Annotated in this window: 9 protein-coding genes; all 9 read left to right on the top strand. The window is 58.5% G+C overall.

The annotated features are described in order from the left end of the window. The first annotated feature begins 28 nt into the window (after window positions 1–28). The 9 genes from bamA to DJ564_RS06870 all read left to right on the top strand — a co-directional run bounded on the left by bamA (window position 29) and on the right by DJ564_RS06870 (window position 11,805). On the top strand, window positions 29–2,419 hold the full coding sequence (gene bamA, locus DJ564_RS06830) for an outer membrane protein assembly factor BamA (RefSeq protein ID WP_109628212.1): 2,391 nt from the start codon (window positions 29–31) through the stop codon (window positions 2,417–2,419). A 45-nt stretch (window positions 2,420–2,464) separates the two neighbouring features. Further along, complete coding sequence (locus tag DJ564_RS06835; protein ID WP_010462812.1) at window positions 2,465–2,968, top strand: OmpH family outer membrane protein; 504 nt, start codon at window positions 2,465–2,467, stop codon at window positions 2,966–2,968. A gap of 3 nt (window positions 2,969–2,971) precedes the next feature. Continuing rightward, window positions 2,972–4,027, top strand: a complete 1,056-nt coding sequence (gene lpxD / locus DJ564_RS06840; protein WP_109628213.1) for a UDP-3-O-(3-hydroxymyristoyl)glucosamine N-acyltransferase — start codon at window positions 2,972–2,974, stop codon at window positions 4,025–4,027. A 108-nt stretch (window positions 4,028–4,135) separates the two neighbouring features. Next, window positions 4,136–4,576, top strand: coding sequence for a 3-hydroxyacyl-ACP dehydratase FabZ (fabZ, locus tag DJ564_RS06845; RefSeq protein WP_008154051.1), 441 nt, complete (start codon window positions 4,136–4,138; stop codon window positions 4,574–4,576). Beyond that, window positions 4,573–5,349, top strand: coding sequence for an acyl-ACP--UDP-N-acetylglucosamine O-acyltransferase (gene lpxA / locus DJ564_RS06850; RefSeq protein ID WP_109628214.1), 777 nt, complete (start codon window positions 4,573–4,575; stop codon window positions 5,347–5,349). The genes fabZ and lpxA overlap by 4 nt, the downstream gene beginning before the upstream one ends. A 2-nt stretch (window positions 5,350–5,351) precedes the next feature. Beyond that, window positions 5,352–6,482 (top strand): lipid-A-disaccharide synthase, encoded by a 1,131-nt coding sequence (gene lpxB, locus DJ564_RS06855; protein WP_109628215.1) that lies wholly within the window; start codon window positions 5,352–5,354, stop codon window positions 6,480–6,482. An 11-nt stretch (window positions 6,483–6,493) separates the two neighbouring features. Continuing rightward, a complete protein-coding gene (gene rnhB, locus DJ564_RS06860) occupies window positions 6,494–7,120 on the top strand; it encodes a ribonuclease HII (RefSeq protein WP_010462803.1) in 627 nt (208 codons plus the stop codon). Between the two features lie 76 nt (window positions 7,121–7,196). Beyond that, on the top strand, window positions 7,197–10,718 hold the full coding sequence (dnaE, locus tag DJ564_RS06865; RefSeq protein WP_109628216.1) for a DNA polymerase III subunit alpha: 3,522 nt from the start codon (window positions 7,197–7,199) through the stop codon (window positions 10,716–10,718). A gap of 139 nt (window positions 10,719–10,857) precedes the next feature. Next, window positions 10,858–11,805 carry an acetyl-CoA carboxylase carboxyltransferase subunit alpha gene (locus DJ564_RS06870; RefSeq protein ID WP_010462799.1) on the top strand — a complete coding sequence of 316 codons (948 nt, stop codon included), beginning with the start codon at window positions 10,858–10,860 and terminating at the stop codon, window positions 11,803–11,805. The last annotated feature ends 57 nt before the right edge of the window (window positions 11,806–11,862 follow it).

The following is an 11,862-nucleotide window of genomic DNA, read 5'->3' on the forward strand; positions in this document are numbered from 1 at the left end:
ATTGCCAGTTGGAATAAGAAAGGACTTCATGAAACGTCTGCTGCTAACTGCGGTTCTCACCGTATTGATGATCGCCGAAGTTCACGCCGAGTCCTTCACTATCTCTGATATTCGCGTCAATGGCCTCCAGCGGGTCTCCGCGGGTAGCGTCTTTGGTGCTTTGCCGTTAAACGTCGGTGAACAGGCGGATGATCGTCGCCTGGTGGAATCCACTCGTGCGCTGTTCAAAACCGGGTTCTTTCAAGATATCCAGCTGGGCCGCGATGGCAACGTCCTTGTCATTACGGTAGTCGAGCGTCCGTCGGTCGCCAGTATCGAGATCGAAGGTAACAAGGCGATCTCTACTGAAGACCTGATGAAGGGCCTCAAACAATCCGGTCTGGCCGAAGGCGAGATCTTCCAGCGTGCCACCCTCGAAGGTGTCCGTAACGAACTGCAGCGTCAATATGTCGCACAGGGTCGCTACTCGGCTACCGTTGACACCGAAGTGGTGCCGCAGCCGCGTAACCGTGTCGGCCTGAAGGTCAACATCAACGAAGGTACCGTTGCGGCTATCCAGCACATCAACGTGGTGGGTAACACGGTCTTCCCTGAGGAAGACCTGATCGACCTGTTTGAATTGAAGACCACCAACTGGTTGTCGTTCTTCAAGAACGATGACAAGTACGCTCGTGAAAAACTGTCCGGTGACCTGGAGCGTCTGCGCTCCTACTACCTGGACCGTGGCTATATCAACATGGATATCGCTTCGACCCAGGTGTCCATTACCCCGGACAAGAAACACGTCTACATCACCGTCAACGTCAACGAAGGCGAGAAATACACCGTTCGTGACGTCAAGCTGAGCGGCGACCTGAAGGTTCCTGAAGACCAGGTCAAGTCCCTGCTGCTGGTTCAGAAAGGCCAGGTGTTCTCGCGCAAGCTGATGACCACCACGTCCGAACTGATTACCCGTCGCCTGGGTAACGAGGGCTACACCTTCGCCAACGTCAACGGCGTGCCTCAGCCGAACGATGAAGATCACACCGTCGATATCACGTTCGCCGTCGATCCGGGCAAACGTGCTTACGTCAACCGCATCAACTTCCGTGGCAACACCAAGTCCGAAGACGAAGTGCTGCGCCGCGAAATGCGTCAGATGGAAGGCGGTTGGGCTTCGACCTACCTGATCGATCAATCCAAGACCCGTCTTGAGCGTTTGGGCTTCTTTAAAGAAGTGAACGTTGAAACCCCTGCTGTACCGGGTGTCGATGACCAGGTTGACGTGAACTACAGCGTTGAAGAACAGGCTTCCGGTTCGATCACTGCCAGCGTCGGCTTCGCCCAGAGCGCCGGTCTGATACTCGGTGGTTCGATTACTCAGAACAACTTCCTGGGTACCGGTAACAAGGTCAGCGTCGGTTTGACCCGCAGTGAATACCAGAGCCGCTATAACTTCGGTTATGTCGACCCGTACTGGACTGCTGATGGCGTGAGCCTGGGTTACAACGCGTTCTATCGCACCACCGACTACAAAGACCTTGATGTCGACGTAGCCAGCTATGCCGTAGACAGCCTGGGTGCTGGCGTTAACGTTGGTTACCCGATCAGCGAGACGTCGCGCCTGACCTTTGGCCTGAGCGCGCAACAGGACAAGATCAAGACCGGTCAGTACACCGTTGACGAGATTTTCGACTTCGTTAACCGTGAAGGCGACAGCTACCTGAACTTCAAGGCGTCGGCCGGGTGGTCCGAGTCGACTTTGAACAAAGGTGTGCTGGCGACCCGTGGCCATTCCCAGAGTCTGACTCTGGAAACCACGACGCCGGGTAGCGACCTGTCGTTCTTTAAACTGGATTACCGTGGTCAGCTGTTCCAGCCAATCACCGAAAACTACACCGTTCGTCTTCACACCGAACTGGGCTACGGCGACGGCTACGGTTCCACCGATGGCTTGCCGTTCTATGAAAACTACTATGCTGGTGGTTTCAACTCGGTTCGTGGCTTCAAGGACAGTACCCTGGGGCCGCGCAGTACACCTAGCCGTGGTCAGGCTGAAACGGGTAACGCCGGTACACTCGCCGACCCGGACCAGGATCCGCTGCCGTTCGGTGGTAACGTTCTGATCCAGGGTGGTGTCGAGTTGCTGTTCCCGCTGCCATTCGTCAAGGATCAGCGTTCACTGCGTACTTCGGTATTCTGGGACGTGGGTAACGTATTCGATTCCAAGTGCGACAAAACGACGAACGCCAATGTCGGTTCGACCTCTCAAACAGAGTGCAACGACATCAGCTTGAGCAACGTTGCGAGCTCTGTCGGTGTGGGCGTGACCTGGGTCACCGCACTGGGTCCCCTGAGCTTCGCGTTGGCCATGCCGATCAAGAAGCCGGATGACGCTGAGACTCAAGTGTTCCAATTCTCTCTCGGCCAGACGTTCTAAGCGTCTGCCTCAAAATAACGACAATGGATTTTGTAGGAGTACATCGTGCGTAAGTTGACTCAATTGGTTCTCCTGGCGACCGTACTGGTAGCAGGACCGGCTTTTGCCGACATGAAAATCGCCGTTCTGAACTATCAGATGGCCCTGCTGGAATCCGACGCGGCCAAGAAATACGCTGTGGATGCCGAGAAGAAGTTTGGTCCGCAACTGTCCAAGCTCAAGACGCTGGAAAGCAGCGCCAAAGGTATCCAGGACCGTCTGATGGCCGGCGGCGACAAGATGCAGCAAGGCGAGCGTGAACGTCTTGAGCTCGAGTTCAAGCAAAAGGCCCGCGACTTCCAGTTCCAATCCAAGGAACTGAACGAAGCCAAAGCCGTTGCCGACCGTGAAATGCTGAAGCAGCTCAAGCCGAAACTGGACAGCGCTGTGGAAGAAGTCATCAAGAAAGGTGCTTTTGACCTGGTCTTCGAGCGTGGCGCAGTGATTGATGTCAAACCTCAGTACGACATCACTCGCCAGGTTATCGAGCGCATGAATCAGCTGAAGTAATCCATGACAGCGACTATAAAGCTCGGCCAGTTGGCCGAGTTCCTCGGCGCCACACTACGTGGCGACCCGGAGAAAGAAATTACTGGGCTAGCCACTTTGCAAGAGGCTGGCCCAGCTCAGTTGAGCTTTCTCGCAAACCCCCAATACCGTAAATACCTGGTGGACTGCCGGGCCGCAGCCCTGTTGCTGAAGGCTGCAGACGCTGAAGGTTTTGCCGGCGATGCCTTGGTGGTGCCTGATCCGTACCTGGCCTACGCACGTATTTCCCATCTGTTCGATCCCAAGCCCAAGGCGCCTGCCGGTATTCACCCGACAGCGGTAGTGGCTGTGGACGCAGTGGTTGACCCGGCGGCGAGCATCGGTGCCTTTGCGGTGATCGAAAGCGGCGCGCGTATCGCTGCCGGTGTCACCGTGGGGGCGCATTGCTTCATCGGGGCTCGGTGCGAAATCGGCGAGGGCGGCTGGCTGGCCCCTCGGGTCACGCTGTACCACGACGTGCGCATCGGCAAACGGGTCGTGATTCAGTCCGGTGCCGTACTTGGCGGCGAAGGCTTCGGTTTTGCCAACGAGAAAGGTGTCTGGCAGAAAATTGCCCAGATCGGTGGTGTATTGGTCGGTGATGATGTGGAGATTGGCGTGAATACCGCTATCGACCGCGGCGCGCTGGCCGATACCGTATTGGGTAACGGCGTGAAGCTCGACAATCAGATTCAGATCGCCCACAACGTGCAGGTCGGCGATCACACCGCCATGGCCGCGTGCGTGGGAATCTCCGGCAGCACCAAAATCGGCAAGCATTGCATGCTCGCCGGTGGCGTAGGGCTGGTGGGGCATATCGAAATCTGCGACAACGTATTTATCACCGGGATGACCATGGTGACCCACTCGATTACCGAAAAGGGTTCCTATTCTTCCGGTACGGCGATGCAACCAGCAGCCGAATGGCGCAAAAGCGCGGCCCGTATCCGTCAGCTCGATGACATCGCGCGACGTTTGCGACAGCTGGAAAAGCGTGTAGGGGACGTGACCCCTGACGGTAATGCTTCATCAGATGGCTGATACCATTTCCATATCAAGTGTGCACAGCCGCTAGACTGCCTCCTTGATTTGCTAGAGGGGTGCGCGTCAGTCGCGCGCTCCCAATCTTTACATAGGCTTCCCCCCGAAATGATGGACATCAACGAGATTCGCGAATACCTGCCTCACCGTTACCCGTTCCTGCTGGTGGACCGGGTCGTGGATCTGGATGTGGAAGGCAAGCGCATTCGCGCCTACAAGAATGTCAGCATCAACGAACCGTTCTTCAATGGTCACTTCCCTGCGCATCCAATCATGCCGGGCGTACTGATCATCGAAGCGATGGCTCAGGCTGCCGGTATCCTTGGCTTCAAAATGCTCGACGTGAAGCCTGCCGACGGCACGCTCTACTACTTCGTCGGCTCCGACAAGCTGCGTTTCCGCCAGCCCGTCACTCCAGGCGACCAATTGATCCTCGAAGCCCGCTTCATCAGCTGCAAGCGTCAGATCTGGAAGTTCGAGTGCCAGGCTTCGGTCGATGGCAAGCCAGTCTGCTCCGCTGAAATCATCTGCGCGGAACGCAAACTATGAGTTTGATTGACCCTCGCGCAATCATCGATCCGACGGCCGTTCTGGCCGAAGGTGTCGAGGTCGGCCCATGGTCGATCGTCGGCGCAGGTGTGGAAATCGGCGAGGGGACAGTGATCGGGCCGCATGTGATTCTCAAGGGCCCGACCCGAATCGGTAAGCACAACCGCATCTACCAGTTTTCTTCGGTAGGTGAGGACACGCCCGATCTGAAATACAAAGGCGAAGAAACCCGTCTGGTCATCGGTGACCACAACATCATCCGTGAAGGCGTGACGATTCACCGCGGGACCATTCAGGACCGCTCGGAAACGACTCTGGGTGATCACAACCTGATCATGGCCTATGCCCACATCGGCCACGACAGCGTGATCGGCAATCATTGCATCCTGGTCAACAACACCGCGTTGGCTGGCCACGTGCATGTGGAAGACTGGGCGATCCTCTCCGGTTTTACCCTGGTCCACCAGTATTGCCACATCGGTGCCCACAGCTTTTCCGGCATGGGGACCGCCATTGGCAAGGACGTTCCAGCGTACGTCACGGTGTTTGGCAACCCCGCCGAAGCCCGCAGCATGAACTTCGAAGGCATGCGCCGTCGTGGTTTCAGCGAAGACGCGATCCACGCCCTGCGTCGTGCCTACAAGGTGGTTTACCGCCAGGGCCTGACGGTTGAGCAGGCGCTCGCCGAATTGGCCGAGCCCTCGGACCAGTTCCCGGAAGTCGCGGTGTTCCGTGATTCCATCCAGTCTTCGACCCGCGGCATCACACGTTAATCATGGCTAATCTGCGTATTGCGCTGGTGGCGGGTGAGGCTTCCGGTGACATTCTGGGTGCGGGCCTCATGCGCGCACTCAAGGCTCAGCATCCGGCGGTGGAGTTCATCGGTGTCGGTGGCCCGCTGATGCAGGCCGAAGGCCTGACTTCTTATTTTCCGATGGAACGTCTTTCGGTCATGGGCCTGGTGGAAGTGCTGGGTCGATTGCGCGAGCTGATGGCGCGTCGCAAAAAGCTGATTGCCGACCTGATCGCCGAAAAGCCGGACGCGTTCATCGGCATCGATGCTCCGGACTTCAACCTCAATATCGAACTCAAGCTGCGTCAGGCCGGTATCAAGACCGTGCATTACGTCAGCCCGTCGGTGTGGGCGTGGCGGCAGAAGCGGGTATTGAAGATTCGCGAAGGCTGCGACCTGATGCTGACGCTGTTTCCGTTCGAAGCGAAGTTCTATGAAGAGAAGGGCGTGCCGGTGCGGTTTGTCGGGCATTCCCTGGCGGATGCGATCCCGCTTGAAGCCGATCGCGCCGCCGCGCGGGCTGAACTCGGTTTGCCCGACGGGCCGCTGGTTGCGTTGATGCCGGGCAGTCGTGGCGGTGAAGTCGGCCGTCTCGGTGCATTGTTCCTCGATACCGCTCAACGCCTGCGGGCCTTGCGCCCAGGTGTGCGGTTCGTCATGCCTTGCGCCAGTCCGGAACGCCGCGTGCAGCTTGAAGAGTTGTTGGCTGGTCGCGATCTGCCGCTGACCCTGCTCAATGGCAAATCCCACCTGGCCCTTGCAGCCTGCGACGCCGTGTTGATTGCCTCCGGCACGGCGACCCTTGAGGCGCTGTTGTACAAGCGGCCGATGGTGGTCGCTTATCGCCTGGCGCCGCTGACGTTCTGGATTCTCAAGCGCATGGTGAAAAGCCCTTACATCTCCCTGCCAAACTTGTTGGCCCAGCGCCTTTTGGTGCCCGAGTTGCTGCAGGACGATGCGACGGTTGAAGCCCTGGCCCAGACCTTGTCGCCGTTGATCGAGGGCGGCGCAGAACAGACCCGCGGCTTTGACGAAATCCACCGGACCTTGCGTCTGGATGCCTCCAACCAGGCGGCGGATGCCGTGCTGAAACTGATCGGCCAAGTACAATGAGTAAGACAAGTATGCAGATGGGGCTGGATTTCACCTTGGTCGCTGAAGTGGAAGATTTGGTTGCCGGTGTCGACGAAGTTGGTCGCGGTCCGCTCTGCGGTGCCGTGGTCACGGCTGCGGTGATTCTCGATCCGAATCGGCCGATCCTCGGCCTGAACGACTCGAAGAAGCTCACTGAAGCCCGCCGCGAAAAGCTCTACGACGAAATCTGCGAAAAAGCCCTGAGCTGGTGCATTGCCCGGGCCGAAGTCGAAGAAATCGACGAGCTGAACATCCTGCATGCCACTATGCTGGCCATGCAGCGCGCCATCGAAGGCCTGCACATCCAGCCGAAACTGGCGATGATCGACGGCAACCGTTGCCCGAAACTGTCCATGCGCGCCGAAGCGGTGGTGCAGGGCGACGGCAAGGTGCCGGCTATCGCTGCCGCATCGATCCTGGCCAAGGTCAGCCGCGATCGTGAAATGGCTGCTTTCGAATTGATTTACCCGGGTTACGGGATCGGCGGCCACAAAGGCTACCCGACACCCGTTCATCTGGAAGCCCTGGCCCGCCTGGGGCCGACGCCGATTCATCGCCGTTCGTTCGCCCCGGTGCGCCTGGCTTACGAGGCTCGCGAAAACCTGATCGAGAGTTAGCCGCAAGGCTGATGTTTTTACCAAGGCCCGGTACAATCCGGGCCTTGTTGTCTTCATGTTCACAGACAGGATCACTATGCCGGCTTCATTCGTTCATCTACGCCTGCACACTGAATATTCCCTGGTCGACGGTCTGGTGCGGATCAAGCCGCTGGTCAAGACCCTGGTCGGCATGAACATGCCCGCCGTTGCGGTCACCGACCAGAACAACATGTGTTCTCTGGTCAAATTCTATAAAGCGGCCATGGGCGCAGGCATCAAGCCGATCTGCGGCGCCGACCTGTGGCTGTCGAACAAGGATCCGGACAACGCCCTGAGCCGGATCAGCCTGCTGGCGATGAACGCTGTCGGCTATCGCAACCTCACCGAACTGATTTCCCGCGGCTTCATCGACGGCCAGCGCAATGGCTCGGTCATCATTGAGCGCGAGTGGGTGGCCGAGGCCAGCGAAGGCCTGATCATGCTGTCGGCGGCGAAAGAGGGCGAAATCGGCCTGGCCATGCTCAGTGGCAATCCGGCAGAAGCGGAAATCCTCGCCCGCGAATGGATGGCCGTGTTCCCGGATCGTTTCTATCTGGAAATCCAGCGTACCAACCGCCCCAACGACGAAGAACAGTTGCACGGCGCCGTGGCCCTGGCCGAAAAAATCGGTGCGCCGCTGGTCGCGACCAACGACGTGCGCTTCATCAAGCAGGAAGACTTCGCCGCTCACGAAACCCGCGTCTGCATCGGTGAGGGCCGTGCCCTCGACGATCCGCGGCGTTCGAAGAATTACAGCGATCAGCAATACCTCAAAAGCGCCGAGGAAATGGCCGAGCTGTTCAGCGACATTCCCGAGGCGCTGGCGAACACCGTCGAGATCGCCAAGCGCTGCAACATCGAAGTGAAGCTGGGCACTCACTTCCTGCCCAACTTCCCGATCCCTGATGGCATGACCATCGACGAGTATTTCCGCAAGGTCTCGTTCGACGGTCTGGAAGAGCGCCTCAGCGTTCTGCTGCCCAAAGACACCACCGAAGATTACGAATCCAAGCGTCAGGTCTACGTCGACCGGCTGAATTTCGAGCTGGATATCATCATCCAGATGGGTTTCCCGGGTTATTTTCTGATCGTTATGGACTTTATCCAGTGGGCCAAGAGCAACGGCGTGCCGGTGGGGCCTGGCCGGGGGTCGGGTGCCGGGTCGCTGGTGGCCTATGTGCAGAAGATCACCGACCTCGATCCGCTGGAATATGACCTGCTGTTCGAACGTTTCCTTAACCCGGAACGGGTCTCCATGCCCGACTTCGACGTCGACTTCTGCATGGACGGCCGTGACCGCGTGATCGATTACGTGGCCGAAAAATACGGTCGCAACGCGGTGAGCCAGATCATTACCTTCGGTTCCATGGCCGCCAAGGCTGTGGTCCGTGACGTGGCGCGAGTACAGGGCAAGTCCTACGGTCTGGCGGATCGTCTGTCGAAGATGATTCCGTTCGAAGTCGGCATGACCCTGGAAAAAGCTTACGAGCAGGAAGAAATCCTCCGCGACTTCATCAAGGTCGATGAGGAAGCCGCGGAAATCTGGGAAATGGCGCGCAAGCTTGAAGGCGTTGTGCGTAACGTCGGCAAGCACGCCGGGGGAGTGGTAATCGCCCCGACCAAGCTGACTGACTTCTCGCCAATCTATTGCGATGAGGCCGGCGACGGTCTGGTGACCCAGTTCGACAAAGACGACGTTGAAGCTGCCGGCCTGGTGAAGTTCGACTTCCTCGGTCTGCGGACCCTGACGGTCATCGACTGGGCACTGAAAACCATCAACCGCGACCGCGCCAAGGTCGATGAGCCGCCGCTGGATATCGCGTTCATCCCGCTGGATGACAAACCGACGTACCAGTTGCTGCAAAAAGCTGAAACCACCGCGGTGTTCCAGCTCGAGTCACGCGGCATGAAAGAGCTGATCAAAAAGCTCAAGCCCGACTGCCTGGAAGACTTGATCGCACTGGTGGCCCTGTTCCGTCCGGGCCCGTTGCAATCGGGCATGGTGGACGACTTCATCAACCGTAAGCACGGCCGCGCCGAACTGGCGTACCCGCACTCGGACTACCAGTACGAAGGCCTCAAGCCCGTATTGGCACCGACTTACGGCATCATCCTGTATCAAGAACAGGTGATGCAGATTGCCCAGGTCATGGCCGGTTACACCCTCGGCGGTGCGGACATGCTGCGTCGGGCCATGGGTAAGAAAAAGCCTGAGGAAATGGCCAAGCAGCGCGGCGGTTTCATTGACGGTTGCAAGACCAACAATATCGACGCTGACCTTGCCGGTAACATTTTCGACCTGGTGGAAAAGTTCGCCGGTTACGGTTTCAACAAATCCCACTCCGCCGCGTATGGCCTGGTGTCGTACCAGACCGCGTGGCTGAAAACGCACTACCCGGCGCCGTTCATGGCCGCAGTACTGTCGGCGGATATGCACAACACCGACAAGGTCGTGACCTTGATCGAAGAAATTCGCACCATGAAGCTGCGTCTCGACGCGCCGGATGTGAATACTTCGGAGTTCAAGTTCACGGTGAATGACGAAGGCCGGATTATTTACGGCCTCGGCGCGATCAAGGGTGTCGGCGAAGGGCCGGTGGAAGCGATCACTGAGGCGCGTCAGGACGGCCCGTTCAAGGACCTGTTCGATTTCTGCGCCCGTGTCGACCTCAAGCGAATCAACAAACGCACCCTGGACGGTTTGATCCGCAGCGGTGCTCTGGATCGTCTCGGGCCTTACTTCCATGACGAGCAGAAAGCCTATCAGGCCAATATCGACCGCAACCGCGCGGTCCTGCTGAACGCCATGGAAGGGGCGATCAAGGCCGCCGAACAAACCCTGCGTACCAAAGACAGCGGCCACGTCGATCTGTTTGGCGGTCTGTTCGTCGAAGAAGACGCCGATGTCTACGCCAATAACCGCAAGGCCAAGGAACTGACCCTCAAGGAACGCCTGAAAGGGGAGAAAGACACCCTGGGCCTGTACCTGACCGGTCACCCGATCGACGAATACGAAGGCGAGATCCGCCGTTTTGCCCGCCAGCGCATTATCGACCTGAAGCCGGCTCGCGATACGCAGACCGTCGCGGGCATGATCATCGCCTTGCGGGTGATGAAGAACAAAAAGGGCGACAAGATGGGTTTCATCACCCTCGATGACCGCTCCGGTCGGATCGAGGCTTCGCTGTTTGCCGAGGCGTTCCATTCCGCGCAGTCGCTGTTGCAGACCGACGCGATGGTGGTGGTCGAAGGTGAAGTCAGCAACGACGACTTCTCCGGCGGCCTGCGGCTGCGGGTCAAGCGGGTGATGAGCATGGAAGATGCGCGCACCAACCTCGCCGAAAGCCTGCGCCTGAAACTGCAGACCAAGGATTTGAAGGGCGATCAGCTACGCTGGCTGGGTGAGTTGTTCAAGCGTCACCGCGGCGCGTGCCCGATCACCATGGAGTACACGAGCCCCGATGCAAAGGCCTTGCTGCAGTTTGGCGAGACCTGGCGAATCGATCCGGCGGATGCGTTGATTCAAGCCTTGCGTGACCAGTTCGGGCGAGACAACGTCTTCCTCCAATACCGTTGACGGTCAGGTTCCGCCGAAGGCCCTGATCTCGACCTGAATTTTTAATCTCGACCTGAACGCGCCTGTCCCTTAAGGTAGGGCGCGAATAGACAACCGGCCGGCCCAAGCTCTCTTGGACGTCGACCCAAGACGGACGCCTATGAACCCGAATTTTCTAGATTTCGAACAGCCGATCGCCGACCTGCAAGCCAAGATCGAAGAGTTGCGCTTGGTCGGTAACGACAATTCGCTGAATATCGGCGATGAGATCTCCCGCCTGCAGGACAAAAGCAGCACGCTGACCGAAGACATCTTCGGCAAGCTGACCAGCTGGCAGATCGCACGTCTCGCGCGTCACCCGAAACGTCCGTACACCCTGGACTACATCGAACACATCTTCACCGAGTTCGACGAGCTGCACGGCGACCGTCACTTCTCCGACGACGCTGCGATTGTCGGTGGCATTGCCCGTCTGGACGATCAGCCGGTGATGATCATCGGTCACCAGAAAGGCCGTGAAGTGCGCGAGAAGGTTCGCCGCAACTTCGGCATGCCGCGTCCGGAAGGCTACCGCAAGGCGTGCCGCCTGATGGAAATGGCCGAACGTTTCAAAATGCCGATCCTGACCTTCATCGACACCCCGGGCGCTTACCCTGGTATCGACGCTGAAGAGCGCAACCAGAGCGAAGCGATTGCCTGGAACCTGCGTGTCATGGCCCGCCTGAAAACTCCAATCATCGCCACCGTGATCGGTGAAGGTGGTTCCGGTGGTGCTCTGGCGATCGGCGTTTGCGATCAACTGAACATGCTGCAGTACTCGACTTACGCGGTGATCTCGCCGGAAGGTTGCGCTTCGATCCTGTGGAAAACCGCCGAGAAAGCACCGGACGCCGCAGAAGCCATGGGCATCACCGCCGAGCGCCTGAAAGGCCTGGGCATCGTCGACAAGGTGATCGGCGAGCCATTGGGCGGCGCACATCGCGATCCGGCGGCGGCGGCTGCTTCGATCCGTGCCGAGCTGAGCTCGCAACTGGCGATGCTGAAGAAGTTCGATAACGAAGCGCTGCTGGCCCGTCGTTACGAACGTCTGATGAGCTACGGTCTCTGATCTGACCTCGGCTTGAATGTGGGAGCGGGCTTGCTCGCGAAGGCGGTGTGTCAGTCA

This window comes from Pseudomonas sp. 31-12 (assembly GCF_003151075.1).
Classification (GTDB): Bacteria; Pseudomonadota; Gammaproteobacteria; order Pseudomonadales; family Pseudomonadaceae; genus Aquipseudomonas.

What these genes read in the sequence shown, in the direction of transcription:
- fabZ (WP_008154051.1), top strand. Translation starts at nt 4,136, where the DNA reads ATGATGGACATCAACGAGATTCGCGAATACCTGCCTCACCGTTACCCG.
- bamA (WP_109628212.1), top strand. Translation starts at nt 29, where the DNA reads ATGAAACGTCTGCTGCTAACTGCGGTTCTCACCGTATTGATGATCGCC.
- lpxB (WP_109628215.1), top strand. Translation starts at nt 5,352, where the DNA reads ATGGCTAATCTGCGTATTGCGCTGGTGGCGGGTGAGGCTTCCGGTGAC.
- rnhB (WP_010462803.1), top strand. Translation starts at nt 6,494, where the DNA reads ATGCAGATGGGGCTGGATTTCACCTTGGTCGCTGAAGTGGAAGATTTG.
- dnaE (WP_109628216.1), top strand. Translation starts at nt 7,197, where the DNA reads ATGCCGGCTTCATTCGTTCATCTACGCCTGCACACTGAATATTCCCTG.
- lpxD (WP_109628213.1), top strand. Translation starts at nt 2,972, where the DNA reads ATGACAGCGACTATAAAGCTCGGCCAGTTGGCCGAGTTCCTCGGCGCC.
- DJ564_RS06870 (WP_010462799.1), top strand. Translation starts at nt 10,858, where the DNA reads ATGAACCCGAATTTTCTAGATTTCGAACAGCCGATCGCCGACCTGCAA.
- lpxA (WP_109628214.1), top strand. Translation starts at nt 4,573, where the DNA reads ATGAGTTTGATTGACCCTCGCGCAATCATCGATCCGACGGCCGTTCTG.